The organism is Streptomyces sp. NPDC088733 (assembly GCF_044751185.1).
Lineage (GTDB): Bacteria > Actinomycetota > Actinomycetes > Streptomycetales > Streptomycetaceae > Actinacidiphila.
Genome location: NZ_JBIVLH010000017.1, coordinates 1 through 25696 on the forward strand (window position 1 = coordinate 1; position 25696 = coordinate 25696).

Annotated in this window: 22 protein-coding genes; 13 read left to right on the top strand and 9 right to left on the bottom strand. The window is 72.2% G+C overall.

Annotated features, from left to right (window positions below):
- Window positions 1-424 precede the first annotated feature (424 nt).
- Genes dnaK through ACIP64_RS27540 form a run of 4 tightly spaced genes read left to right on the top strand, consistent with a single transcriptional unit; the run spans window position 425 to window position 4636 of the window.
- On the top strand, window positions 425-2269 hold the full coding sequence (gene dnaK, locus ACIP64_RS27525; protein WP_401591817.1) for a molecular chaperone DnaK: 1845 nt from the start codon (window positions 425-427) through the stop codon (window positions 2267-2269).
- Window positions 2266-2937 (top strand): nucleotide exchange factor GrpE, encoded by a 672-nt coding sequence (grpE, locus tag ACIP64_RS27530; RefSeq protein WP_360900292.1) that lies wholly within the window; start codon window positions 2266-2268, stop codon window positions 2935-2937. Before dnaK ends, grpE (ACIP64_RS27530) begins: the two co-directional genes overlap by 4 nt.
- Before the next feature lie 42 nt (window positions 2938-2979).
- Complete coding sequence (gene dnaJ / locus ACIP64_RS27535; RefSeq protein WP_401591819.1) at window positions 2980-4164, top strand: molecular chaperone DnaJ; 1185 nt, start codon at window positions 2980-2982, stop codon at window positions 4162-4164.
- Window positions 4165-4168: 4 nt separating this feature from the next.
- Window positions 4169-4636: a heat shock protein transcriptional repressor HspR gene (locus tag ACIP64_RS27540; RefSeq protein WP_360900298.1), complete on the top strand. Its 468-nt coding sequence runs from the start codon at window positions 4169-4171 to the stop codon at window positions 4634-4636.
- Window positions 4637-4651: 15 nt separating this feature from the next.
- Here the strand turns inward: ACIP64_RS27540 and ACIP64_RS27545 are convergent, their stop codons facing one another.
- Genes ACIP64_RS27545 through ACIP64_RS27555 form a run of 3 tightly spaced genes read right to left on the bottom strand, consistent with a single transcriptional unit; the run spans window position 4652 to window position 8423 of the window.
- Complete coding sequence (locus tag ACIP64_RS27545) at window positions 4652-5194, bottom strand: hypothetical protein (protein ID WP_401591822.1); 543 nt, start codon at window positions 5192-5194, stop codon at window positions 4652-4654.
- Window positions 5191-6348, bottom strand: a complete 1158-nt coding sequence (locus ACIP64_RS27550; protein WP_401591824.1) for an ImmA/IrrE family metallo-endopeptidase — start codon at window positions 6346-6348, stop codon at window positions 5191-5193. The genes ACIP64_RS27545 and ACIP64_RS27550 overlap by 4 nt, the downstream gene beginning before the upstream one ends.
- 56 nt (window positions 6349-6404) lie before the next feature.
- Window positions 6405-8423, bottom strand: a complete 2019-nt coding sequence (locus tag ACIP64_RS27555) for a PA14 domain-containing protein (protein ID WP_401591826.1) — start codon at window positions 8421-8423, stop codon at window positions 6405-6407.
- 145 nt (window positions 8424-8568) lie between these two features.
- Here ACIP64_RS27555 and ACIP64_RS27560 point away from each other — a divergent pair, with 145 nt between their 5' ends.
- On the top strand, window positions 8569-9123 hold the full coding sequence (locus ACIP64_RS27560) for a hypothetical protein (protein WP_401591828.1): 555 nt from the start codon (window positions 8569-8571) through the stop codon (window positions 9121-9123).
- 93 nt (window positions 9124-9216) lie between these two features.
- Window positions 9217-9681: a hypothetical protein gene (locus tag ACIP64_RS27565; protein ID WP_401591830.1), complete on the top strand. Its 465-nt coding sequence runs from the start codon at window positions 9217-9219 to the stop codon at window positions 9679-9681.
- Here ACIP64_RS27565 and ACIP64_RS27570 read toward each other — a convergent pair.
- From ACIP64_RS27570 to ACIP64_RS27590, 5 genes are all read right to left on the bottom strand, one after another.
- On the bottom strand, window positions 9639-9941 hold the full coding sequence (locus ACIP64_RS27570; RefSeq protein ID WP_401591832.1) for an NIPSNAP family protein: 303 nt from the start codon (window positions 9939-9941) through the stop codon (window positions 9639-9641). The two genes, ACIP64_RS27565 and ACIP64_RS27570, sit on opposite strands and share 43 nt — an antisense overlap.
- 20 nt (window positions 9942-9961) lie before the next feature.
- Complete coding sequence (gene grpE, locus ACIP64_RS27575; RefSeq protein ID WP_401591834.1) at window positions 9962-10558, bottom strand: nucleotide exchange factor GrpE; 597 nt, start codon at window positions 10556-10558, stop codon at window positions 9962-9964.
- Window positions 10555-11715 (bottom strand): tetratricopeptide repeat protein, encoded by a 1161-nt coding sequence (locus tag ACIP64_RS27580; RefSeq protein WP_401591836.1) that lies wholly within the window; start codon window positions 11713-11715, stop codon window positions 10555-10557. The genes grpE (ACIP64_RS27575) and ACIP64_RS27580 overlap by 4 nt, the downstream gene beginning before the upstream one ends.
- 22 nt (window positions 11716-11737) lie before the next feature.
- Window positions 11738-13321, bottom strand: a complete 1584-nt coding sequence (locus ACIP64_RS27585; RefSeq protein WP_401591838.1) for an Hsp70 family protein — start codon at window positions 13319-13321, stop codon at window positions 11738-11740.
- A 116-nt stretch (window positions 13322-13437) separates the two neighbouring features.
- Window positions 13438-13842 (bottom strand): pyridoxamine 5'-phosphate oxidase family protein, encoded by a 405-nt coding sequence (locus tag ACIP64_RS27590; RefSeq protein WP_401591840.1) that lies wholly within the window; start codon window positions 13840-13842, stop codon window positions 13438-13440.
- A 364-nt stretch (window positions 13843-14206) separates the two neighbouring features.
- On the opposite strand from ACIP64_RS27590, the gene clpB reads away from it, so the two are divergent.
- The 3 genes from clpB to ACIP64_RS27605 all read left to right on the top strand — a co-directional run bounded on the left by clpB (window position 14207) and on the right by ACIP64_RS27605 (window position 18455).
- Window positions 14207-16804 (top strand): ATP-dependent chaperone ClpB, encoded by a 2598-nt coding sequence (gene clpB / locus ACIP64_RS27595; RefSeq protein ID WP_401591842.1) that lies wholly within the window; start codon window positions 14207-14209, stop codon window positions 16802-16804.
- Between the two features lie 95 nt (window positions 16805-16899).
- Window positions 16900-17436 (top strand): YbjN domain-containing protein, encoded by a 537-nt coding sequence (locus tag ACIP64_RS27600; RefSeq protein WP_401591844.1) that lies wholly within the window; start codon window positions 16900-16902, stop codon window positions 17434-17436.
- 128 nt (window positions 17437-17564) lie between these two features.
- Window positions 17565-18455, top strand: a complete 891-nt coding sequence (locus tag ACIP64_RS27605; RefSeq protein WP_401591846.1) for an ATP-grasp domain-containing protein — start codon at window positions 17565-17567, stop codon at window positions 18453-18455.
- Here ACIP64_RS27605 and ACIP64_RS27610 read toward each other — a convergent pair.
- Entirely contained in the window at window positions 18445-19638 is a 1194-nt protein-coding gene (locus ACIP64_RS27610) for a pyridoxal phosphate-dependent aminotransferase (RefSeq protein ID WP_401591848.1), read from the bottom strand. The genes ACIP64_RS27605 and ACIP64_RS27610 overlap by 11 nt on opposite strands.
- Window positions 19639-19893: 255 nt before the next feature.
- Here ACIP64_RS27610 and ACIP64_RS27615 point away from each other — a divergent pair, with 255 nt between their 5' ends.
- The 4 genes from ACIP64_RS27615 (at window position 19894) to ACIP64_RS27630 (ending at window position 25689) form a co-directional block, all read left to right on the top strand.
- Window positions 19894-21114, top strand: coding sequence for a GNAT family N-acetyltransferase (locus ACIP64_RS27615; RefSeq protein WP_401591850.1), 1221 nt, complete (start codon window positions 19894-19896; stop codon window positions 21112-21114).
- Between the two features lie 1014 nt (window positions 21115-22128).
- Window positions 22129-22665, top strand: coding sequence for a DUF2617 family protein (locus ACIP64_RS27620; RefSeq protein ID WP_401591852.1), 537 nt, complete (start codon window positions 22129-22131; stop codon window positions 22663-22665).
- A 108-nt stretch (window positions 22666-22773) separates the two neighbouring features.
- Window positions 22774-24306 carry a polyamine aminopropyltransferase gene (locus ACIP64_RS27625; protein ID WP_401591854.1) on the top strand — a complete coding sequence of 511 codons (1533 nt, stop codon included), beginning with the start codon at window positions 22774-22776 and terminating at the stop codon, window positions 24304-24306.
- 468 nt (window positions 24307-24774) lie between these two features.
- Window positions 24775-25689 (top strand): SRPBCC domain-containing protein, encoded by a 915-nt coding sequence (locus ACIP64_RS27630; RefSeq protein WP_401591856.1) that lies wholly within the window; start codon window positions 24775-24777, stop codon window positions 25687-25689.
- The last annotated feature ends 7 nt before the right edge of the window (window positions 25690-25696 follow it).

Below are 25696 nucleotides of genomic sequence, written 5' to 3' on the forward strand. Positions count from 1 at the left end.
CGAACCGGTAGATCTGGGCGATGGCTCGGCTGAACAGCGCCACGCCGACCACGGCGAGTACCAGCGACACGATGATCGCGGCGAGTTGCATTTCAGGGCTCCTCGGACCTGCGAGAGCGGCGGCTCGGGCCGACTGCCCGGCTGTCTACTAAGCAGTAACTTATGCAGTTCTCCTGAGGGTACCCAGTATCGGCGCACGCGTGCAGCCGCGCCGCCGGTGATCTGTGTCGCTGAGGGCAGCCTTGCCCGGGCCGGGGCGCCGCCGGAGGGTCGCCGGAGGGGCCGATCGGCCGTGCCGCGACGGCCCTGCGCGCAGGGGCGGCTCTAAAGTTGAGCGGCACCGACTCAGGTCTGTTGACACGGAGGACGCCGTCCGGCACTCTTGAGTCAGTTCCACTCAAGTAGGCAGTTGGAGGGTTTCACCATGGCACGTGCGGTCGGCATCGACCTGGGCACGACTAACTCCGTCGTCAGCGTTCTCGAAGGCGGCGAGCCCACCGTCATCACCAACGCCGAGGGTGCCAGGACCACGCCGTCCGTCGTCGCCTTCGCGAAGAACGGCGAGGTGCTCGTCGGCGAGGTCGCCAAGCGCCAGGCTGTCACCAACGTCGACAGGACGGTCCGCTCGGTCAAGCGCCACATGGGCACCGACTGGCGGATCAACCTGGACGGCAAGGACTTCAACCCGCAGCAGATGAGCGCCTTCATCCTGCAGAAGCTGAAGCGTGACGCCGAGGCCTACCTGGGCGAGAAGGTGACCGACGCGGTCATCACCGTCCCGGCGTACTTCAACGACTCCGAGCGCCAGGCCACCAAGGAGGCCGGCGAGATCGCGGGCCTCAACGTCCTGCGCATCGTCAACGAGCCCACGGCCGCCGCCCTGGCGTACGGCCTGGACAAGGACGACCAGACCATCCTCGTCTTCGACCTCGGTGGCGGCACCTTCGACGTCTCGCTGCTGGAGATCGGTGACGGCGTCGTCGAGGTGAAGGCCACCAACGGCGACAACCACCTCGGTGGTGACGACTGGGACCAGCGCATCGTCGACTACCTGGTGAAGCAGTTCGCCTCGGGTCACGGCGTGGACCTGTCCAAGGACAAGATGGCGCTGCAGCGTCTGCGCGAGGCCGCCGAGAAGGCGAAGATCGAGCTGTCCTCGTCCACCGAGACCTCGATCAACCTGCCCTACATCACGGCGTCCGCCGAGGGCCCGCTGCACCTGGACGAGCGCCTCACCCGCGCCCAGTTCCAGCAGCTGTCCGCGGACCTGCTGGAGCGCTGCAAGATCCCGTTCCACAACGTCATCAAGGACGCGGGCATCCAGCTCTCCGAGATCGACCACGTCGTCCTCGTCGGTGGCTCCACCCGCATGCCCGCCGTCGCCGAGCTCGTCAAGGAGCTGACCGGCGGTCAGGACGCCAACAAGGGCGTGAACCCGGACGAGGTCGTGGCCATCGGCGCCGCGCTCCAGGCCGGTGTGCTCAAGGGCGAGGTCAAGGACGTCCTGCTGCTCGACGTCACCCCGCTGTCCCTCGGTATCGAGACCAAGGGCGGCATCATGACCAAGCTGATCGAGCGCAACACCACGATCCCGACGAAGCGTTCGGAGATCTTCACCACGGCCGAGGACAACCAGCCGTCGGTGCAGATCCAGGTCTACCAGGGCGAGCGCGAGATCGCGGCGTACAACAAGAAGCTCGGCATGTTCGAGCTCACGGGCCTGCCGCCGGCCCCGCGCGGCATCCCGCAGATCGAGGTCGCCTTCGACATCGACGCCAACGGCATCATGCACGTCTCCGCCAAGGACCTCGGTACCGGCAAGGAGCAGCGCATGACCGTCACCGGTGGCTCCGCGCTGCCGAAGGACGACATCGACCGCATGATGCGCGAGGCCGAGCAGTACGCGGACGAGGACCACAAGCGCCGCGAGTCCGCCGAGACCCGCAACCAGGCCGAGGGGCTCGTCTACCAGACCGAGAAGTTCCTCAAGGACAACGAGGACAAGGTCCCCGGTGACGTCAAGACCGAGGTCGAGGCGGCTGTCGAGGACCTCAAGGAGAAGCTGAAGGGCGAGGACTCCGCCGCCATCCGCGAGGCCACCGAGAAGGTCGCCGCCACCTCCCAGAAGCTGGGCCAGGCGCTCTACGCCAACGCCCAGGCCGAGGGTGGCGCGGCCGGTGCCGCCGGTGCCGCGGGCGGTGCCCCGGCCGACGACGACGTCGTCGACGCCGAGATCGTCGACGAGGACAAGAAGGACGGTGCCGCGTGACGGAGGAGACCCCGGGCTTCGAGCAGGAGCCTGACGTCCCCTCTGCCGAGGCCGGTTCCGCGTCGTCCGCGGACTCCGCGGGCGACACGGCGCCGGGTGCCGGGTCCGCCGAGCAGGCGGCCCCGGCGTCCCCGGCCGGGGACGCGAACGCCATGGTCGCTCTGCAGGCGCAGCTGGACCAGGTGCGTACGGCGCTCGGTGAGCGCACGGCGGACCTCCAGCGGCTCCAGGCGGAGTACCAGAACTACCGCCGCCGGGTGGAGCGGGACCGGATCGCGGTCCGCGAGATCGCGGTCGCCAATCTGCTCACCGAACTGCTTCCGGTGCTCGACGACATCGGCCGTGCCCGGGACCACAAGGAACTGGTCGGCGGCTTCAAGTCGGTCGGCGAGTCCGTGGAGACGGTGGCCGCCAAGCTGGGCCTCCAGCAGTTCGGCAAGGAGGGCGAGCCCTTCGACCCGCTGGTGCACGAGGCCCTGATGCACAGCTACTCGCCGGACGTCACACAGACGACCTGCGTGCAGATCCTGCAGCCCGGGTATCGCATCGGGGAGCGCACCATCCGCCCCGCGCGGGTGGCGGTCGCCGAGCCCCAGCCGGGCACGCAGGGAACGCAGGGCAACGCTGACGCGGCCGACGAGGAGAACGGTGGCCCGGAACAGGGCTGACGTGAGTCACGCGCAGAAGGCACGGAAGGAGGGACGCCGGGGATGAGCATCAGCAGGGATTTGTTCGAGAAGGATCTCTACAAGGTCCTCGGCGTCCCGAAGGACGCCACCGAGGCGGAGATCAAGAAGGCGTACCGGAAGCTCGCCCGCGAGTTCCACCCGGACGCCAACAAGGGCGACGCCAAGGCCGAGGAGCGCTTCAAGGAGATCTCCGAGGCCAATGACGTCCTGTCGGACGCCAAGCGCCGCAAGGAGTACGACGAGGGCCGCGCCCTCTTCGGCAACGGCGGCTTCCGCGGCGGCCCGGCCGGCGCGGGCGGCTTCGGCTTCGACCTCGGCGACCTCTTCGGCGGCGGCGCCGCCGGCGGTGCCGGCACCCCCCAGGGCGGCGGCTTCGGCGGCGGCCTCGGGGACGTGTTCGGCGGCCTGTTCAACCGGGGCGGCGCCACGACCCGTACGCAGCCCCGGCGCGGCCAGGACGTCGAGACCGAGGTGACGCTGAAGTTCACCGAGGCGGTGGACGGTGCCACGGTCCCGCTGAAGATGACCAGCCAGGCGCCCTGCAAGGCGTGTTCGGGCACCGGCGACAAGAACGGCACGCCCCGGGTGTGCCCGACCTGCGTCGGCACCGGGCAGGTCTCGCGCGGCGGCGGTGGCGGTTTCTCGCTCACCGACCCCTGCGTGGACTGCAAGGGCCGCGGCCTGATCGCGCAGGACCCCTGCGAGGTCTGCAACGGCAGCGGCCGGGCCCGCTCGGCGCGCACCATGCAGGTGCGCATCCCGGCCGGCGTCACCGACGGGCAGCGCATCCGGCTGCGCGGCAAGGGCGCCCCCGGCGAGCGCGGCGGCCCGGGCGGCGACCTGTACGTGACCGTGCACGTCGACGCCCACCCGGTCTTCGGCCGCAAGGGCGACAATCTCACCGTCGTGGTGCCGGTCTCCTTCACGGAGGCGGCCCTCGGCGGCGAGATCAAGGTGCCGACGCTCGGCGGTCCCCCGGTCACCCTGAAGTTGCCCCCGGGTACGCCCAACGGGCGTACGCTGCGGGCGCGTGGCAAGGGTGCCGTCCGCAAGGACGGTACGCACGGCGACTTGCTGGTCACCGTCGAGGTCGCCGTTCCGGCGGCCACCGAGGGCAAGGCGCTGGACGCCCTGGAGGCGTACCGGGAGGCGACCGCGGACACCGATCCGCGGGCAGAGCTGTTCAAGGCCGCGAAGGGAGACTGAACCGATGAGCATGGGCGGCGGCATGCGGGGCGGACGGGGTCGCAACCCGTACGAGCTGACGGACGAATCCCCCGTCTACGTCATCTCGGTGGCGGCCCAGCTCTCCGGTCTGCACCCCCAGACCCTCCGGCAGTACGACCGGCTCGGCCTGGTCTCGCCCGACCGCACGGCCGGGCGGGGCCGGCGCTACTCGGCCCGTGACATCGAGCTGCTGCGCGAGGTCCAGCGTCTGTCGCAGGACGAGGGCATCAACCTCGCGGGCATCAAGCGCATCATCGAACTGGAGAACCAGGTCGCGGCCCTCCAGTCGCGGGTGGCCGAACTGGCCGCCGCCGTCGAGGGCGCCGCGGCCGCCATGCAGCAGCGCGAGGCGGCCGTCCACGCCTCCTACCGGCGCGACCTGGTGCCGTACCAGGACGTGCAGCAGACGTCGGCGCTGGTGGTGTGGCGGCCCGCCAAGCGGCCCGAGTAGACCCGGCGGAACGTTTCACGGCAGCAGGTCGGCGGGCCCCTGCGACACATGGTGCAGATGGCGGCCCGAGGCGATCATGGCGTGCAGCAGCCGGTGACCCTCCGCCGCGGGCACGAGCCCGTCGGCGCACGCGTCCCGCATCAGGTCGAAGGTCTCCTTCGTGGTGATCCCGCGCCGGCGGGTGAAGTTGCGGGCGGAGCGGTCGTCGGTGATCCAGACGGCGCCGCGGAACTCCCGCCGCCGCGTGATCAGTACGCAGGTCTCGGCCTCCCCGAGATGCCGGGTCGGCGCGTTCGACGGGCCGCCGAAGACCGCGCGGCGCAGCCGGTCGACCTCCCGGAGCTCAGCGCTCTCGGTGATCTCCACGGGCTCGCCCAGCCAGCCGGCCTCGGCCAGCCCGGCCAGACGCGGCAGGAACCGCGCGGAGCGGGCGGCCTCGTGGGCGACGGCCTGGGTCCAGCGGCCGCGGCCGTCCAGCACCTTCTCCAGCAGCAGCATCCGGTCCACGGCGGCGAAGTTGCACAGGACGGTGTTGTCCGGGAACCACCAGGTGGTCATGGCTGGAAGACCAGGTCCCCTTCTTCGGCGTCCTGTTGATCGGTGCCGTTGCCGGCCGCGGACTCGGGGGCGAGCAGGTCGTGCAGCCGCTCCACGTCCGTGTCCAGCAGTGCGGCGAGCGGGCGCAGCGTCGTCTCCCCCGCCAGATAGGCCTTGTACAACTCCGAGGCCAGGCGCGGCGGGAAGCGTTCGGCGAAGGCGCGCGACGCCTGCCGCTGGTACTCGTCGCCGGCGCCCGCCAGCAGATGGCAGGACTCCGTCGTCAGGGCGCGCAGGTGCTTGCGCCGTCCGGCGTCGATCAGGCCGAGTTGGTGCAGGCGTGCGGCGAGCGCGCTCGGCGACACCCGGAAGCGGACGACCAGCCGCTCGAAGGCGGCGTCCGTCAGCTCCCCCTCCGCGGCGGCGGCCCGCGTCAACTCCCGGGCGGGCATCAGCAGATGCGAGGCGAAGACATTGGCCCGCACCTCGGCGAGGTCCTTCTGCCGGCCGGGGGCGACATGGGACTCCACCACGACACTGCGGGCGTCCTTGGCGAGGATGTGGCAGAGCTCGTGGGCCAGGGTGAAGCGCTGCCGTGTCCACAGATCGGTGGGCGCGAGGAGCACGAGGCGGAACGTGTCGGTCTGCCAGGCGAGTCCGTCCACAGCCTGGGGAAGCCCGGTGATGGCGACGTCCACGCCGAAGTGCTCCTCGACCGCGGCGATCAGCTCGTCCGTCTCCAGCCCCGCCGCCGGCAGCCGCTCCCGTGCCTCCTCCGCCAGCCGCTCGCCCTGCGCCGCCCAGCGCTCCAGCGCGGGGTCCGGCTCCGGCACGGCGGGCAGCTCTCCTGCCCGGTCCAGCAGTTCCAGTACCTCGTAGGCGGCCGCGAACCGCTCGGTGACCTCCCGCGTCCCCGCCGGGTCGGGCGCGGTGTCGCTGCGCGTGCGGGCCGCGAGGGCGGGCCGCAGCGGCTCGTTGCCGGTGAGCAGCCAGTCCACGGTCGTGCCGCCGGCCTCGGCGATGAGCGCCAGGTCCAGCGAGGTGAAGCGGCGCACGCCGCTGAGCGACTTCGACAGCTTGTCGGGCGTGAGCCCGACCGTCCGGGCGAAGGCGGCCTTGGTCATCGCGGCCGCGTCCATCACGGTGCGTACACGTTCGATGACATACGGGTCCATGAAAACAGCGTAGGCGGGCCTTGCGATTATCGCAAGGCCCGCCTACGGTCGCGCTGCTAGGGCGCCAGAACCGCGTAGGCACCGCCCGGTGCGGACTCCGTGCCGTCCGCGTCCACGGCGGTCACCCAGTAGTAGTGGGTGGTGCCGCGGGGCGCGGTGGTGTCCTTCCAGGTCGTGCCGGTCACCGGGTCCGGCGTCAGGCTCTCGTACCGGCCGTCGACAGGATCCCAGCGGTAGACGAGGTAACCGGTGGCGCCGGTCGCCTCGTTCCAGCCCAGCCGCACACCGTCGGTCACGTCCTCGGCGGTCAGCTGCACGGGCGAGCCCTCGGGCGTCCCGACGGAGGGGGTGAGGTCGAGTTCGGTGAACTCCACCACGGAGGCCTCGTTCTCCCACAGGAAGAGGGAGTTGCCCCAGGTGTCCTCGGCGTCGACGAAGTAGCAGCCCCGCTCGCCGTCGGGCAGCCGCTCGGCGAGGTATCCGGTGGCGTGCGGGCCCAGCCACTCGACCGCGTGGCCGAAGCAGACCCGCTCCCCTTCGTCCTCGTAGAGCTCGCCGCGGTAGACCGTGTAACGGGCCAGGTCCGGCTCGGTGTTGGGGTTCCAGTGCAGACGCACCCCGTACTCGGTCGGCTCGGCGGTCAGACCGGAGACCAGGGCCGGGGGGACCTCGTCGCCGGGCGTGGTGAAGGCCGCCTCGTTCGAGGGTGCCGAAGCGAGCCCGTCGACGGTCTGGGTGACGGCGTAGTGGTAGGTCACGCCGCGCAGGGCCATGCTGGTGTCGGTGCAGCTGAACCGGGCGGGGTCCGCGCCGAGGTTGCCCTCGTAGTCGATCGCGCAGTTGAGGCGGGTCGCGGTGGCCGGGTTCACCGGCGAGGTGGCCGAGCGGTACACCGTGAACGTCCCGACGACCTGCGCCCTGGGGAGGCTCCACGTCAGCTTGACGCCGAGCAGGTTCTCGAGGGGGGTCGCCGCCACGTCACGGGGTGCGTCCGGCCGGATCACCAGCGGGGCCGCGCTCGCGGTCGCCGACCTGGCGGAGCCGTTGCCCGCGGCGTCCTGCGCGGCGACGGCGTAGAGGTACGCCGTCCTGGCGGCGGCCGTGGTGTCCGTGTACGACGCGCCCGACGGGGTGCCGAGGGCGGTCCACGGGCCGGTCGCCGACGTCGCCCGGTACACCTGGTACTTCGTCGCGTCCGCGACCGCGTTCCAGGTGAGCGCGTAGCCCTTGCCGTCGGCGGTGGCCACGGCCTTCAGGCCGGTCGGCGCGGCCGGGGCCTGCTCGTCGATCGAGGTGACGGTGACCGCGGACGACAGCGCCGAGGCGTTGCCGGCCTTGTCGACGGACATGACCGCGTACGAGTAGCGGGCGCCGTTGGACGCCGGCAGGTCCCGGTAGGACGTCGCGGTCACCGGGGCCGTGCCGCTGAGCCGGGTCCAAGTGCCCGAGCCCGTGCGCCGGTAGACGCGGTACCCCGCGAGGTCCATCTCCGCGTTCTTGGTCCACGCGAGGGTGAACGCGTGCCCGGTGGCCGGGGCCTTCAGCCCGGTCGGCGTCAGGGGCTTCACCTTGTCGACCGACGCCGTCGTGCGCGGCGCGTACGTGAACTTGACGTTCGCGGTGCTCTTGAAGGCGCCGAAGTCGACGCGGAGGGTGTGGCGGCCCTTGGGGACGGTGAGGTTGAGGGTCTTGGTCTGGGTGGTGGAGACGTCCTTCCAGAGGTTGATCTTGAGGCTGGAGTCGACGTAGACGCGGATGCCGTCACGGGCGGCGGCGGTGAAGGTGAAGGGGCCGCCGGAGCCGAAGTCGCGGCTGAGCGTCCAGCGCACGCCGAAGTTGTCGTTGGGGAGTGCGATGCCGGCGGGGTGGCCGGTGCCCCAGTTCTCGTTGATCGAGGTGTCGCAGGCAGTCTTCTTCGGGGTGCCCTTGAACGTGGTGTTGGCGTAGTAGGCCGCCGTCCACACCCCGGCGGAGCAGGTGGTGGCGGCGTGGGCGGTGCCGGCGGGCAGGGAGAGTCCCGCGGCCGCCGTGGCGAGGACGAGCGCGGTGGCGCCCGTTCGTATAGGCGTGGTCAAAGATTCCTCCTGAGGAGGAAAATACTGACACTCCCGAACGCCTGTGCACAGCCGTCGCGCGTACCCCGTGATCATGCCGTGTCCTGCCGCCCCGGTTTCCCCCGAACGCGGGGAACGATCACGGGCCCGCCGTGAGACTGGCCGCATGGATGCGATGAACGCAATGAACACGGTCTTCAACGCCGTCGCGCTCTCCTTCTCCCTGCTGGCCCTGCTCGTCTCCGCCGTCAGCGCCCGGCGGCAGGCGGAGGACGTGCGCAGGACCAATCTCCTGCTGTTCGTCGTCGAACTCAGCGCCGCCGCCCGTGCGCCCGAGTTCCGCGAGTCGCTGGAGTACGTGCGCGACCGCATGGGCGGCCACGACCCGGCCGCGGGCGTCACCGGGCTGCCGCGCCCGGCGCGCGACCACGCGCACCGGGCCGGGGGCTTCTACCAGGAGCTGGGGGTCCTCGTCGTCACCGGCGTCATCGACGAGGACAAGGCCGTGGCCATGCACTACACCGGCATCAAGGAGACATGGCGGGCCCTGGAGCCCTTCGTACGCGCCGAGCGGCAGCGCCTCGCCGCACGGGAGGGCGGCGGCTTCTGGGGCTCCTTCGAGCACCTCGCGGTCTACACGGCGCGGACGCCCTACTCGGACCTCGGCGCGCGGTTCCCGCGCCGCCGCTTCCCCGAACCCCGTCCGGCCCCCGAGGCGTGACGCACCCCCGCACGGGGCGGCCCCGTCGGCCGAAGGGGTGGCGGGGGCGGCCGGGCGGGGCGTGTGGGGGGCGGGGCGGGGAAGACGCGGGACATGTCACGTGAAGCGCTGTGGACCGGTGTGGTGCCGGGTCTGTCCGTCGGGATGCTGGCCGCGGCGGTGCCGCACGCGCTGGCCTGGCGCTCCGAGGGACTGGACGTGGCGATGGCGACGGTGGCCATGTGGGCCGCGCTGCGGCTCGCCTCGGACCGCGAGGGGCCGTGGTGGGTGTCCGGCGTCCTGGCGCTGGTCCTGGTGAGCCTCGGGGTGGCGGCGTACGGGCTGGAGGGGGTGCCGCGCTACGCGGACCTGGTGCCGGTCCCCGTGGTCGTGGCGCTGCTCGCGGTCGGCGGCGTCGGCTCGGTGTGGGCCCGGCGCCGCGAGGTGACCGTGGCGGGCGCGGCGCTCGGCGCCGGGGCGCTGCTGGCCGCCGCCTGGCTCCCGCTGTGGGCGGCGGTGGCGGCGTGGGCCGCGGCTCAGGCCGGTTCGACGTCGCGGACCTCGCTGCGCACGAGGTAGTCCTCCGGCTGGAGCGGCATCCGCTCGCGCTCGGGGCTGTTCCAGTAGCGGGCGTTGGCCGCGGCGAAGCCGTCCTCGCCCGCGTAGCCGATCAGCCGGACGAACTGGCCGCGCTCCCGGTCCACCCAGGCCTGGCCGATCTCGAAGCCGTGCGCGCGGCGCAGCGGCACGATCTCGGCGTGCAACAGGCCGAGCCAGGCGTCGAGCATCCCCTCCTTGATGGTGTACGTACGCAACTGCAACCGCGGTGCCGTGGCCATGCCGGACACTCCCGGGGGTTTCATGGGGCCGTGTGGACGCGGACCTGCTGGGGACGGACGACGCGGTCGCCGACGCGGTAGCCGTGCCGGACCACTTCCGCGACGTCGCCCGCGAGTTCGGGGCGGGGCGCGGGCACGGTGCCGACGGCCTCCTGGTGGGCGGGATCGAAACGGCCGGCGGCGACCGGGATGCGGGTCATGCCGTACTTCTCCAGGACGGTGAGGAGTTCGGCGCCCACGGAGTCGGCGAAACCGCCGTCGATGCCGGGGTGGCGGTCGATGCGGTCCAGGAGGAGTACGAGGTCGTACAGCAGGGGCTGCATGAGGCGGCCCTCGGCGGCCTTGCGGGTGTGGTCCAGTTCGGCGCGCAGTTCGTCCAGACCGCGCCGGCCCTCACGGTCGTTGAGCAGCCGGCGGCGGAACTGGTCGCCGAGCGAGGCCATTTCCTCCCGCAGTCCGTCCACGGCGTCGGCGACGATCGCGAACGGGTCTGGGGAGGGCGCCGCAGGCGCGGGCACCGGCGCCGGCTCCGCCGCGGCGGCCTCCGGCGGCAGCGGGAGCGCGGGTGGCAGGGGCGGCGCGGACGGGACCGGCGGCACGGGCGGTGGAGTGCTCATACGGTGCTCCAGGGCTGCGGCTGTCGCTGCGGGTCGCGGGCGTGCCGGGGAAGGGACTTGCGGGTGTGGAACCACCGGGGCCGGTAGCCGTACCAGGCCAGGAACACGACGACGGCGGCCGTCACCAGCACGCTGTAGAGGTTGACCTTGCCCTGGCCGGCGGCGAACGCCAGCACCAGGCCGACGAAGACGATCAGGACCATGCTGCCGCGCCAGTTCCACGTCTTGCGCAGGGCGTCCCGCGCGAGGCCGGCGTAGAACTCCAGCCGCCCCGTCAGTTCCGGGTCGCCGGGGCCGACGGCGAGCCCTTGGTCGACGCAGTGCAGCACCCGCAGGGCGGACTCCGCGGAGGCGACGACCAGCCGCCGGGTGAGCGGGTGCGTGACCATCGTGCCTTCGGCGCGCAGCGACCAGATGCGGGCGATCTGGTTGCGCAGCCCGGCGTGGCGGCTGCTGTGGCTCAGGGCCTGCTCGTACCAGTTCAGGGCCTCGTCGAAGCGCGAGGCGGCGTACAGCCCGTCGCCGATGGCGATCTCGGTGTCCAGATCGCCGGGCGCGAGGGCGGCGGCCTTCATGTACCAGCTCAGCGCGGTGCCGTGATCGCCGAGAGCGGTGTGGACGGCGCCGACCAGGTAGTGCGTGCCGGCGCTGTCCGGCTCCAGGTCCAGGGCCCGCGCGTGCTCCTGGAGGGCGTCCCGGTACTCGCCGAGGTCGCTGTGGACGGCGCCGAGCAGCCGCCAGGCGAAGGCGTTGCGCTCGTCGTGGTGCACGGCCTGGCGCAGTTCGTAGGCGGCGGCCTGCAGATCGCCCTCGGAGAGGAGCCGCTGGGCGGTGCCGACCCAGTCGCGGACGGTGCCGCCGAGAGTGGGCTGCACCGGTTCCGCGCGGGGCGGCTGCCGCGGCACGCTCCGCTTGGCGCGGGCGAGCCGCTGGTCGTACTGGGTGCGGGCGGAGGGGTCGGTGAGCGCCTTGCGGGCGTCCAGGACGCGCCGCACCTTGTCCTCTGCCTCGCGCCGCTTCTCCGCGGAGGGGGCCTTGCCGGCCCTTCCCGCCCAACTGCGGTGCTCGCGGTCGAGATGCTTGCTGATCTCCTCCGGTGTGGCGCTGGTACTGATCCCGAACTCGGTGTAGTAGTCGGGGACTTCGGTCGCGGTCATGGCGCGGCGCCTCCGGCTCCGGTCACAGGGCGGCGGTACGGGCCACCCGGTCGCTGAGTTCCTCCAGTTGCCCGGCGCCGAGGTTGTCGGGCCGTTCGACCTCGAACTCGCCCAGCCACGTGCCCGAGGTCAGGTCCTTGACCTCGACGTGGATGATGCCGTCCACGTCATAGGCGTAGAAGACCTCGAAGGGGGCGCCCTTGGGGTACGGCGGGATCTTGAGGGTGCTCTCGCCGACGACCTTCACGTAGTCCAGGTCCTCGCCCTCGCCCTCGGTGACCTGCACGCGCAGCGCGGTCTGCCGTTCGGCGACGGTGTAGAAGGTGTCGCTCTCCTTGGCCGGGACGGTGGTGTTGTGCGCGATGATCACCGCGTTGTACTCGGGGGAGCCGGGCGCGTCGGCGTGCACCGCGATCATGCCCAGCGACTGCGAGGTGACGTCCTTGATGGACTTGACCCTGCCCTTGGTCAGCCGGGCCAGGCCGTCGCCGGGGGCGGACTCCACGTGGGCGCCGCTGCCGATGTACTTCTTGCGTTCCGCGGCCTGCTCGGCGCGCACCTCGGCGTCCAGGGCGATCAGCGCGGCGCCCAGCGCCACCACCTCGTCCTGGTTGACACCGCGTTCCGCGCTCTTCCCGGACAGCCGCTCGACCAGTGCCGGCACCTGGGGCATCCGCGTGGAGCCCCCGACCAGCAGCACCTTGTCGATGTCGGCCCAGGCCAGGCCGGACTCCTCCAGGACGCCCTCGGTGAGGATGCGGGTGCGGTCGAGGAGTTCGGCGGTGAGCTCCTCGAACCGCTCGCGGGTGACGCGGATCTGCTCGTGCCGGCCGCCCGCCGAGAGCACGACGACGGCCTGCGGGGCGTTGGACAGCGTGCGCTTGGCGATCTCGGCCTTGTCGCGCAGTTCGGCGAGGGTGGCGCTGTCCTCGGTGAGGTCGGGGCCGCCGGCCGCCATGAAGGCGCCGTTGAGGTGCTCCATGAGCGCGCCGTCCCAGTCGAAGCCGCCGAGGTTGCGGTCGCCGTCGGTGGCGACGACGTCGTAGTCGCCGTCCTCGACCTTCATCACGGTCACGTCGAAGGTGCCGCCGCCCAGGTCGTAGACGAGGACGGTGCCGACGTGCTCGTCCTCGTCCTGGTCGACGCCGTAGGCCAGCGCGGCGGCGGTCGGCTCGTTGACGATCCGCAGCACCTCCAGGCCGGCGATCCGGCCGGCGTCCTGGGTGGCCTTGCGGCGGGCGTCGTCGAAGTACGCGGGGACGGTGATCACGGCGCGCTCCACCGGCTCGCCGAGCATCATCTCGGCGTCCTCCTTGAGCCGCTTGAGGATCAGCGCGGAGATCTCCTCGGGGCGGAAGGCCGTGCCGGACTCGGAGGTGTAGACGGGATGGGGCTCGCCCATGTAGCGCTTGACGAACTGCACGACGTGGTCCGGCGCGGTCGCCGCGGACCGCTTGGCCTGCGAGCCGACGACCACGGTGTCGCCCTGGAACATCACCACGGACGGGGTGATGTTCTCCCCCTCACGGTTGCGGACGATGGACGCGGTGCCGGTCCGGTCGGCCACCGCCACCGCGGAGTACGTCGTTCCGAGATCGATTCCCACAACCCGTGCCACCCCCGGGCACCTCCCCGTACGTCATGCCGCCCGAATCTGCCGGAGCGTCAATCATGCAACATGCAGGGGTGTTCACGGGATGGGATTGACGGGGTCAAAGGGGTTCAGGCGCGGCCCATGGCGCGGGTCAGCGCGATCTCGACGACGACCCGGTCCGGGTTCGGGGCGGGGGTGCGCCCGTAGCGCTCGGCGTAGCGGCGCACGGCGTCCGCGACGGCCTCCGGATCGGTGTTGACCCGGGCCACGCCCTCCAGCGTCGCCCAGCGCCCCTTGGCGACCTGGCAGACCGCGACCCTGGCCCCCTCCGGCCCGGCCGCCAGGATGTTGGCGACCTTGCGGCTCGCCTTGTTGGTGATCACCCGCGCGAGCCCCGCCCCGGGGTCGTACGTCACCCCCACCGGCACGACGTGCGGAGAGCCGTCGGGCCGGTGGGTCGTGAGCGTGCTCATCAGGTACTCCTGCCAGAAGGCGAGGTAGCCGGGGTCGGGGTCGCGCGGGTCGACGGTCATACCGGGAAGGATGTCACCCGGTGGGCGCCAGGGCGATGGAGCCCTGGGCGCGGGCGGCTCGGCCCCGTTGCCGGAGGCCGCGGTGCGGGGGTCCGTGGGCGAACGGGACGTCGGCCCTCTCCTTGGAGGCGGCGAAGTCGGGCGCGGAGGCTTGCCCACCCGTTTCCGGCGGCCGCTCACGGGATTGCCCTCGAAGCGGACACGGGTGCCTGCGCGGCGGCGGTGGGGCGCGGACAGTGGGCGGGACGCCCGGGCTTTTCGGGCCCCGGAGCTGGCATTCACAGACTTGAGTGGAATAGACTCAACTTGTCTCACGCTGAACCAGGCAGCTTCGAAGTGGCTTCAGAAGGAGGAGTACGCGGACGTGGACGCCGAGCTGACCAACAAGAGCCGGGAGGCCGTGGGTGCCGCCAACGCCAAGGCGGTGTCCGAGGGCCACGCGGACCTCACTCCCGCGCACCTGCTGCTCGCACTGCTGGAGCAGCCTGAGAACGACAGCGTGCTGGACGTGCTCGCCGCCACCGGCGCCGACGCCGCCGCGGTGCGGACCGGGACCGAGCGGCTGCTGGCCGGACTGCCCAGCGTGCAGGGCAGCACGGTGGCGCCCCCGCAGGCGAGCCGTGAGCTGCTCGCCGTGATCGCGGACGCCACCGCACGCGCGAAGGAACTCGGGGACGCCTATGTGTCCACCGAGCATCTGCTGATCGGCATCGCCCTCAAGGGCGGGGCCGCCGGCGGGCTGCTGGCGCAGTACGGTGCCACAGGCAAGAAGCTGCAGGACGCGTTCGAGCAGATCAGGGGAGGTCAGCGCGTGACGACACCCGATCCCGAGGGCACGTACAAGGCGCTCGAGAAGTACGGCACCGATTTCACCGCCGCGGCCCGCGAGGGCAAGCTCGACCCGGTCATCGGCCGGGACAACGAGATCCGGCGCGTGGTGCAGGTGCTGTCCCGGCGCACCAAGAACAACCCGGTCCTCATCGGCGAGCCCGGTGTCGGCAAGACCGCGGTCGTCGAGGGCCTGGCCCAGCGCATCGTCAAGGGCGACGTGCCCGAGAGCCTGCGCAACAAGCGCCTGGTCGCCCTCGACCTCGGCGCGATGGTCGCCGGCGCGAAGTACCGCGGCGAGTTCGAGGAGCGGCTGAAGGCGGTCCTGGCGGAGATCAAGGCCAGCGACGGCCGGATCGTCACCTTCATCGACGAACTGCACACGGTCGTCGGCGCGGGTGCCGGCGGCGACTCCGCCATGGACGCGGGCAACATGCTCAAGCCGATGCTGGCCCGCGGCGAGCTGCGCATGGTCGGCGCGACCACGCTCGACGAGTACCGCGAGCGCATCGAGAAGGACCCCGCCCTGGAACGCCGCTTCCAGCAGGTGCTGGTCGCCGAGCCCAGTGTCGAGGACACCATCGCGATCCTGCGCGGACTCAAGGGCCGCTACGAGGCGCACCACAAGGTGCAGATCGCCGATGCCGCCCTCGTCGCCTCCGCCACCCTGTCCGACCGCTACATCACCGCGCGCTTCCTGCCCGACAAGGCCATCGACCTGGTCGACGAGGCCGCCTCGCGGCTGCGCATGGAGATCGACTCCTCGCCCGTCGAGATCGATGAGCTGCAGCGCTCCGTGGACCGGCTGCGCATGGAGGAGATGGCGCTGGAGAAGGAGACCGACCCCGCCTCCAAGCAGCGGCTGGAGAAGCTGCGCAAGGACCTCGCCGACAAGGACGAGGAACTGCGCGGCCTGACCGCCCGCTGGGAGAAGGAGAAGGAGGGCCTGAACCGGGTCGGCGAGCTCAAGGAGCGCCTGGACGACCTGACCACCCGCATTGAGCGCGCCCAGCGCGACGGCGACTTCGAGGCCGCGTCCAAGCTGATGTACGGCGAGAGGCCGAAGCTGGAGGCGGAGCTCGCCGAGGCCACCGAGGCCGAGGAAGTGGCCAAGCGCGGCACGATGGTCAAGGAGGAGGTCGGCCCGGACGACGTGGCCGACGTGGTCGCCGCCTGGACCGGCATCCCGGCCGGCCGCCTGATGGAGGGCGAGACCCAGAAGCTGCTGCGCATGGAGGAGGAGCTCGGCAAGCGGCTGATCGGCCAGGCCGAGGCCGTGCGCGCGGTGTCCGACGCGGTGCGCCGCTCCCGCTCCGGCATCGCCGACCCGGACCGTCCCACCGGCTCGTTCCTCTTCCTCGGCCCGACCGGCGTCGGCAAGACCGAGCTGGCCAAGGCGCTCGCCGACTTCCTCTTCGACGACGAGCGGGCCATGGTCCGCATCGACATGAGCGAGTACGGCGAGAAGCACTCCGTCGCCCGCCTGGTCGGCGCGCCTCCCGGCTACGTCGGCTACGAGGAGGGCGGCCAGCTCACCGAGGCCGTGCGCCGCCGCCCGTACACGGTGGTGCTGCTGGACGAGGTGGAGAAGGCGCACCCCGAGGTCTTCGACGTCCTGCTCCAGGTGCTCGACGACGGCAGGCTCACCGACGGCCAGGGCCGCACCGTCGACTTCCGCAACACCATCCTCGTCCTCACCTCCAACCTGGGCAGCCAGTACCTGGTCGACCCGGTGCTGAGCGACGAGGAGAAGAAGGAGAGCGTCCTGGAGACGGTCCGCACCTCCTTCAAGCCGGAGTTCCTGAACCGGCTGGACGACATCGTCGTCTTCACCGCCCTCGGCAAGGACGAACTGCGCCACATCGCGCGGCTGCAGATCGACCGCCTGGCCCGGCGGCTGCGCGACCGCCGGATCGGCCTCGACATCACCGACGAGGCGCTGGACTGGCTGGCCGAGGAGGGCAACGACCCGGCCTACGGCGCCCGGCCGCTGCGCCGCCTGGTGCAGACCGCGATCGGCGACCAGCTCGCCCGCGAGATCCTGGCCGGCGAGGTCAGGGACGGCGACACGGTGCGGGTCGACCGGGTCGGTGACCAGCTGCTGGTGGGGGCGGCCACCGGAAAGACTCTCTGAGTCCGGCGACGCGTCGCCGGCAGGACGGGCCGCGCTTGCACAGCGCGGCCCGCCGTGAGGGAGGATGGTGTTATCCGTACGAAGGGAACTCCAAGGTGAGCATCGACCCGTCCTCGATTCCGAATTTCGGGGGCCAGCCGGACCCCCAGCCCGGCCCTGCCGGGAACGTGGTCATTCCTGACCAGGATCTGGTCAAGCAGCTGCTGGAGCAGATGGAGCTCAAGTACGTCGTCGACGAGGAGGGCGACCTCGCCGCGCCGTGGGAGGAGTTCCGCACCTACTTCATGTTCCGCGGGGAGGAGGACCAGCAGATCTTCGCGGTCCGGACCTTCTACGACCGCCCGTACAGCATCGAGGACAAGCCTCAGCTGCACGAGGCGCTCGACGACTGGAACCGCCGCACGCTGTGGCCGAAGGTCTACACCCACACCCACGACGACGGCACCGTCCGCCTGATCGGCGAGGCCCAGATGCTGATCGGTCTCGGCGTCGGCCTGGAGCACTTCGTCTCCAGCACGGTCAGCTGGGTGCGCGCGTCCATCGAGTTCGAGAAGTGGATCCTCGAGGCGCTGGGGCTGGAGAAGGACGCCGACTCCTCCGACGGTGAGGCCGACGGCGACACCGAGGACTGACGCAGGCCAACGCGGCAGCCCGGCCCCGCACGACCGCCCCCGGCGGCCGCGCGAGGCCGGGCTGCCGCCGTTTCGGCGCCGCCGCCCGGAGCGGACCCAGCCGGTCACCCGGCCCCTACTGTGGGGCGGTGACCGTCTCCGTGCTGCTGTGCAACGACCCCCTTCGACCGGCTCGCTGCGATCCGCACTTCGCGCCGCAGGCGGATGCCGCCCGCCGGGCCGGGGCAGAGGTGGCGCTGGTGGATCACGACGCCCTGCTGCTCGGCCGCGCGGACGAGGCCGTGCGGCGCGTGCCGCACGGCCTGGGAGCGGTCTGGTACCGCGGCTGGATGATCCCCACCGACGTCTATGCCGAGCTCGACGCGGCACTGGCCGGACGAGGCGCCCACTTGCTGACCACGCCGCCGATGTACCGGACGGCACATGAACTCCCCGGCTGGTACGCCACCTTCGCCGAGGTCACACCGGCGAGCGCCTGGATACCCGGAGAACCCGGAAGACCGCCGGGTCCGCCTGCGCTCGCACGGGCCGCCGCGGATCTCCCGCACGGTCCGGGGATCGTCAAGGACTTCGTGAAGTCCCGCAAGCACGAATGGGACGAAGCCTGCTACCTGCCCGACCTCGCGGACACCTCCGCCGTCCATGCCGTGGTGTCCCGCTTCGTCGAACGGCAGGCGGACTCTCTGGCGGGCGGAGTCGTCCTTCGCGCCTTCGAGGACTTCCGGCGGGACATCGGCGAGGCCCGGATCTGGTGGCTCGACGGTGAACCGGTACTGGCGACCGGGCACCCCGACACCCCCGGGCTGCGGCCCGCACCGGCTCTCGACCCCGTCCGTCCCCTGGTGCGCAGGCTGGGCTGCCGGTTCGTCGCCACCGACCTCGCCCGGCGCAGCGACGGCGCGTGGCGCGTCGTCGAGGTCGGCGACGGACAGGTCAGCGATCTTGCCGACGGCACGGACCCGGCCGCCCTGCTCGGGCCGCTGCTCGCCATCGCCCCCGCACCCCCGCTCAACCGGTGAACGCCTCGCGGAGACGGGTCGCCGCCTCGGTGAGGACGTCGTCGCGCTTGCAGAACGCGAAGCGGACCTGGCTGCGGCCCGCGTCGGGGTCGTCGTAGAAGACGGAGTTGGGGACGGCGACGACGCCGCAGCGTTCGGGGAGGGCGCGGCAGAAGGCGAGGGCGTCCTTCTCGCCGAAGGGGGTGATGTCGGTGGTGATGAAGTACGTGCCCTGCGGCTCGTGGACCTCGAATCCGGCCGCGCGCAGCCCGTCGGCGAGCAGGTCGCGCTTGCGCCGCATGCCGTCGCGGAAGTCGCGGAAGTAGGCGTCGGGCAGGGCGAGGGCTTCCGCGACGGCGTACTGGAACGGGCCCGAGGCCACGTACGTCAGGTACTGCTTGGCCGCGCGGACCGCGCTCACCAGGGGCGGGGCGGCGGTGACCCAGCCGACCTTCCAGCCGGTGAACGAGAACGTCTTGCCCGCGCTGGAGATGGTGACGACGCGCTCGCGCAGGCCCGGGAAGCGGTCGGCCAGGGCGGCGAGCGGGATGTGCTCGCTGTCGTAGGTCAGGTGCTCGTAGACCTCGTCGGTGACGACCAGCAGGTCGTGTTCGAGCACGAGTTCCGCGACGGCGGTCAGTTCCTCGCGGCTGAGCACGGTCCCGGTGGGGTTGTGGGGGCTGTTGAGCAGCAGCAGCCGGGTGCGCGGGGTGATCGCGTCGCGCAGCGCGTCGAGGTCGGGGCGGAAGGCGGGGGCGCGCAGGGTGAGCGGGACGCGGACGGCGCCGGCCATGGCGATGCAGGCGGCGTACGAGTCGTAGAACGGCTCGAAGGCGATCACCTCGTCGCCCGGTTCGAGCAGGCCGAGCATGGCGGCGGCGATGCCCTCGGTGGCGCCCGCGGTGACCAGGACCTCGGTGTCCGGGTCGTACGTCAGGCCGTGGAAGCGCGCCTGGTGACCGGCGACGGCCTGCCGCAGCTCGGGCACGCCCGGCCCGGGCGGGTACTGGTTGCCGCGGCCGTCGCGCAGCGCCCGGACGGCGGCCTCGCGGATCTCCTCGGGGCCGTCGGTGTCGGGGAATCCCTGGCCGAGGTTGATCGCGCCGGTGCGGGCGGCGAGGGCCGACATCTCGGCGAAGATGGTGGTGCCGAACTCCGCGAGTGCGCGGTTGAGCGGGGGTCGCGAGGAGGTCATGCCCGCCATCCTCCGCCGAACCTCCGGACTTCCTCAACGTGGCTTCGTGGGTGAACACCTGCGGCGGTGCCCAACGCGCCACCTCTGACCAGGGGAAGGCCGGCGTCGTCCGGCGTCGTCGGCTGCCCTCGGACGGCCCACGGACGGCCCGAGCAACATCGGCTTCGGGCGGCCGTAATTGGCTTGACCCAGCCGCGGCTCGACGCTGCACTGTGGCGGGCGCCATGAGCGTGGTGCCGGCATTGCGGGGAGGCAGCGGCAGCAATGAAGATCCGTCCCACGACCGACCAGGACCGCGACGTTTTCGTCGACACACTCCATGCCGCGTTCGGGCGCTTCCCGGAAACCCCGACCGAGGGCGGCGGCGGAGTCTGGTGGGCGGCGCTCGAAATGGACCGCAACCTGCTGGCCACGACGGCGGATGGGCGGCCCGTCGGCACCGCGGGCGCGTACTCCTTCGAGCTCACCCTGCCCGGTGAGGCCGTCGTCCCGGCCGCCGGGGTCAGCGCCGTCGGCGTCCTGCCCTCACACCGGCGCCAAGGCGTCCTCAGCGCCATGATGCGGCATCAACTCACGGAGTTCCGGGAGCGAGGGGAGTTCCTCTCCGTACTGCTGGCCTCCGAAGCCCCGATCTACGGCAGGTTCGGCTACGGACCGGCGACCTACACGGGCCGGCTGACCGTGCCGCGCCACAAGGCCGCCCTCGCCGTACCGCGTGCGCGCGGATCGGCCGACGTCACGGCGACCGGCTCAGTCGAGCTGCTGCCGCGAGCCGAGTGCGGCGAGATCCTGGAAGAGGTCTACGACCGGTACCGCCGCGCACAGCCCGGTGCGCTGTCCCGGCCGCACCGCTGGTGGGCCCTGGGCGCAGGGCAGCCCCCCGTCGCCCCGGCACCGCGCTACGTTGCCGTCCACCGCGACACCGACGGCGTCCCGGACGGGTACGCCAGCTACTCCCTCGGAGAGTCCGACACTCTGACGGTCGACGAGACCATCGCCACCACCGACACCGCCTTCACAGCGCTGGCTCGGTTCGTGCTCGGCCACGACCTGGTCACTGAGGTCGTGTTCAAGCACGTCACGACCGATCACCCGTTGCGCTGGCAGTTTGCGGATTTCCGGGCCGGCCAGGCAACCCACACCGACTGGCTCTGGGTGCGGTTGCTGGACGTCCCGCGTGCGCTGACCGCGCGCGGCTGGTTCACGGACGGCGAGCTCGTCCTCGACGTCGACGACCCGTTCCTCGGCGAGCACGGCCGGTACCTGCTGACAGTCCGGGACGGCAAGGCGGACTGTGTCCCCACGGACCAGGAACCCGACCTGTCGCTGGACATGAGCCACCTGGGCTCGGTCTACCTCGGTGGCACCACCCCGAGCACCCTCGTGCGGGGCGGGCACATTCGGGCCCACCGCCCCGGTGCTGCCACCCTCGCCGACACTCTCTTCCGCGCCGAGCGCCCCCCGCACTGCCTGCACTGGTTCTGACCCACCGTGCAACATCTTGGTCATCTGACGTCGTTGGCACCTGGGCGAGCACGACCAGGGAGCGTGAGCGACGCCGGGTGCCTTGAGGAGGCAGGGGAATCCGCACTTGGTGCGGCAGATCAAGCAGGTGGAGGGCACGCCCTCGTTTGCCCTGCCTGATGTTGAAGATCACGGCCCTTGGACGGCCCAGTCGTTCACCCTCGGCCCCTGGTTCTGCTCCTGACGCAGACCAGGGGCCTTCGCGTACCCGGAAACCTCTGGACTTCCTCAACTCTGCTTTCGGCCGCGAGGGCCAAGGGCATCACCGTGGCACAACGGAAAGCAAGGAAAGCGGGGGGTGGTACCGATGGGACCTCTTGTTGTCATTCTGGTGATCCTCATAGGGTTCGGTCTGGTAGTGGGACTGGTGGTCGCGGCCGTACGGAGCGGCCATCGGGGGCGGGGCCGCGGCCGGAGCAGGTTCGGCTCGTCGGCCGCCGATGCGGGCGGGGCGTCGGTCGGCGCCTGGTGGGCGGGGGACAGCGGCCCGTCGCCGCACGGGGGAGGCGGGGGTCACCACGGCAGTCACCACGGCGGTCACCACGGGGGAGGCGACAGCGGCCACGGAAGCCACCACTCGTGCGGCGGCGGAGGCCACTCCTCCTGCGGCGGGGGCAGTTCCTGCGGCGGCGGCGGCGGTGGCTGCGGCGGCGGAAGCTGACGACACGAAATTGCGCATTGCCCGAGGCGAATCGCATATGCGCCCGGTGGGTTACTCACCCGTCGGGCGCATTTGTGGTGAACACCTGAACCCGTACACGCCCTTGGGGATGTAAAGCGGGTGGAGATGGGTAAAAAGGCTGAGGACGGCGCGCCTTTCATGATTGCGTATTCTCCGACCCCTGCGTGGGCGCATGCCGACGGGCGATTTCCCCACAGTCGCGGGTCGCCCCGCCTTCTTCCGTGTGAATTTTCCCTTCCCGGCCTTCTTCCCCCTTCCCTGCTTGCTCGCGATGCGCCTGCGGAGCCGATCCCATGCTCACCACCCTTCAGACCGCCTACACCGACACCCGCGCTGGGGACCTGGCCTGGTGTCTGGGAATGGACGAGCTGCCGGCGCTGGCCGTGCTCGACCGTGAACTCCCTGGCATCGGCCCGGCGGCGGCCGCCGCGCCCGCGGTCCACGTCCAGCTGCGGCTGCTCGGAGCGTCCCACCAGGTCCTCCTGGACTCCCCGAGCGGCCGGTGCTCGGAGACCGTGGCCTGCATGCCGGGCAGCAGCACGCCGCTGCCCTTCGGGGTGGCCAGACGGGTGGCCGGCTGGGACTACGAGTTCGCGGCGCGGATCGAGACGCTGACGTGGGGCGGTTTCGCCGGACGCGCACAGGAGTTGCTCGCACTCGTGGCCGATCACCCCAACGGCCTCGCGGGCACGTTCCCGGGTGATCCGCACGCGTTCACCGCGATGCTCGTGCAGTACAGCGCCGGGAGCGTGCTGTGGCGCACCTGGCACGCGTACCCCCAGGAGGGGCGGTTGGTCGCGACCCGGTCGAGGCTGAGCGCGCAGACGTGAGCGTGGGTACGGCGGGCGACCTCGGGGGCGTCAACGCGCCGCCGGGTGCCACCCGTCGCACCCCTGTGGGTGACGTCCGACGCCGTACACGTGACATAGCGTTCAGACATGATCGACCAGTCGACCTCCACCGCGGCCGGGTCCCGGCCCCCGGCGGGCCGGCTGCGGCTGCCCGTCCCGGCGGGGCAGGCGCGGGCACTGGTGCTGGCCGTGGTCTTCGTCTGCGCCGCGTGCGGGCTGGTGTACGAGCTCGAACTGGTCGCCCTCGCCTCGTACCTGGTGGGCGACTCCGTCACGCAGGCGTCCGTCGTGCTGTCGGTCATGGTCTTCGCCATGGGCGTGGGCTCCCTGCTCGCCAAGCGGCTCACCTGCACACCGGCGGTCGGCTTCGCCGCGGTGGAGATCGCGCTGGCGCTCGTCGGCGGGCTGTCGGTGATGGGGCTGTACGCGGGCTTCGCCTGGTACGGCCAGTCCCGTCCGGCCATGGTGGGCCTCGCGTTCGCGATCGGGGTGCTCATCGGGGCCGAGGTCCCGCTGCTGATGACGCTGATCCAGCGGATCCGCAGGCAGGAAGCGGGGGGCGCCGTCGCCGACCTCTTCGCCGCGGACTACGTGGGCGCCCTGGTCGGCGGCCTCGCCTTCCCCTTCCTTCTCCTTCCCTTACTGGGCCAGTTGACCGGCGCGCTGCTCACCGGCGCGGTCAACGCGGTCGCGGGCGGGATCGTCGTGCTGTGGCTGTTCCGCGCCGACGTGCCCCCCCGGGCGCGTGCCCGGCTGCTCACCGCCAATGTCGCCGTTCTCGCGGTGCTGGCCGCGGCGGCCTGGGCGGCCGGGCCCTTCGAACGGGCGGCGCGGGAGGCCCTGTACGGCGGCCACGTGCGGCTGGCCGAGCGGACCGCGGTCCAGGAGGTCGTGCTCACCGGCTCGCCGCTGCGGCTCTGGCTCGACGGGCGGCTGCGCGTGTCCGGCCGCGACGAGTACCGCTACCACGAGGCCCTGGTCCATCCCGCGATGGCAGGGCCGCACCGCCGCGTGCTCGTCCTCGGCGGCGGCGACGGCCTCGCGCTGCGGGAAGTACTGCGCTACCCCGGCGTCCGGTCGGTGACGCTGGTCGACCTCGACGCCGAACTCGTCGCGCTCGCCCGCACCGACCCGGAGCTCTCCCGGCTGAACCGGCACGCCTACCGCGACCCCCGGGTACGGGTGCGGACCGGGGACGCCTTCGACTGGCTGCGCCGGTCGCCGCAGGCTCCGGGTGCGTACGACGTCGTGCTGGCCGATCTGCCCGACCCGGGGATGTCGCGCAGCGCGAAGCTGTACTCGCAGGAGTTCTACGGCCTTGCCGAGCGCGCGCTGGCCCCGGGCGGGCGGCTGGCCGTGCACGCGGGCGCGCCGCAGAAGGGCTTCTGGACCGTCGACGCCACGGTGCGCGCGACGGGCCTGCGTACCACCGACTACTGGATCGGCGACTGGGGCTTCGTCCTCGCCGCCCGGCACCCCCCGCCCCTGCGCCTGGCGGCCGACGCCCCCCGCCTGCGCTCCCTGTCCCCCGCCTCGCTCGCGGCAGCCGCCCGCCGCGCCGGTGCCTCCGCGGTACCCGACCTGCCGCCGTCCACGTTGATGCATCCCCGCACGGGCTGACGGGGGTTGGGCGGTCGCGCGCCTCGCCGCTGCCGCCGTGCGCCGGGCTGATGCGTCTCCGTGCGGGCTGCCCCGGGCCCGGTGGGTGTCGTTCGCGACCGGCACGCGCTGTGCGGGTGCGTCTGCGGTGCCGCGATCTGCCGCGAACCACATGGGTGCATCCGCATAGAGACTGACCCGGGCCGGGCGGGCGTGTCCGTGGTGCGTGATCTGCCGCCGTCCGCGTTGATGCGTCCGCGTGCGGGCCGACCGGGGTTGGGTGAGTGTCGCTCGCGGCTGCCGTGCGTGATCTGCTGCCGGCAGGTTGACGCATCCGCGTACGAGCCGCCCCGGGCCGCCGCGCGGGTGCGTGAGGCGGGGTGCCCCGGGTCGGGTGTGTGCCGTCAGGCGCTCGTGGGCGGCACCCGGGGGCGCGAACCCGGCCCGATCGCCCGACGGATCGCGCCGGGGGCTATTAGGCTCGCCCGCATGGAGCCGCATGAGGTGTTCGTTCCGTTTCCGGCCGAAACCATTCGCCAGGCGCTCGCCGACCTGGAGCGCGTCGCCCGCTGCGTTCCCGGCCTCCAGCGCGACGCAGGTGCCGCCGAGGGCCTTGCCGGCCGGCTGAGGCTCCGCATCGGCGGTTCGACGATCACCTACCGCGGCACCCTCCGGCTGGCCCCGCGCGGCGGCGGCCTGTCCGTCGAGGGCGAGGCGGTGGAGGCCCGCGGTGCCGGCACGGTCAAGCTGGCGCTGGAGGTCGGTGTGGACGCCGTGTCGGGCGGGACGCTGCTGACCTTCACCGGCGGGGCGCAGGCCGACGGGCGGCTCGCGGAGTACGACGACGCCGTGGCGGCGGCCGCCGGGGTACGGCTGCTGGACCGTTTCGCCGCCGCCCTCACCTCCGACCTGGAGCCGGCCGGGGCGGGCATCGAGGAGGTCGCGGGCCTGGTGGACCTCGCCGAGGAGGACCTGCCCGCGCAGGTCGACGAGTTCACCGTGCACGACGTGCACGAGACCCGCGACGCCCGCGCTCCCGGGGAGCCCGGGGAACCCGGCGACGCCGCCGAGCAGCTCGACGACGACCTCGCGGGCGATCTCGACGACGAGGACGACGACATCGACGGCATCGGCCCCATCGGCCGGGTCCCCGACGTCCCGGAGGACCCCGCCGGGATCGATCTGCCCGCCGAGGCCGCCTACGCGCGCCGCACCCTCATCGGCCGCAGTGCCGAGGAGGTCGACCACGCCCCGCCGCGCGGCCGGTACGCCCCCGTGCCGGCCCCGCAGAACGGTTCGGCCACGGCGTCGCTGCGCCGCTATGCCCCGGCCGCGGCAGCCCTGCTGCTGTCGGCGGTGGTCGCGGGGCGCGTGCTGAGGCGCCGCAGGCGGTCGTTCCCGTAGGGTCTGG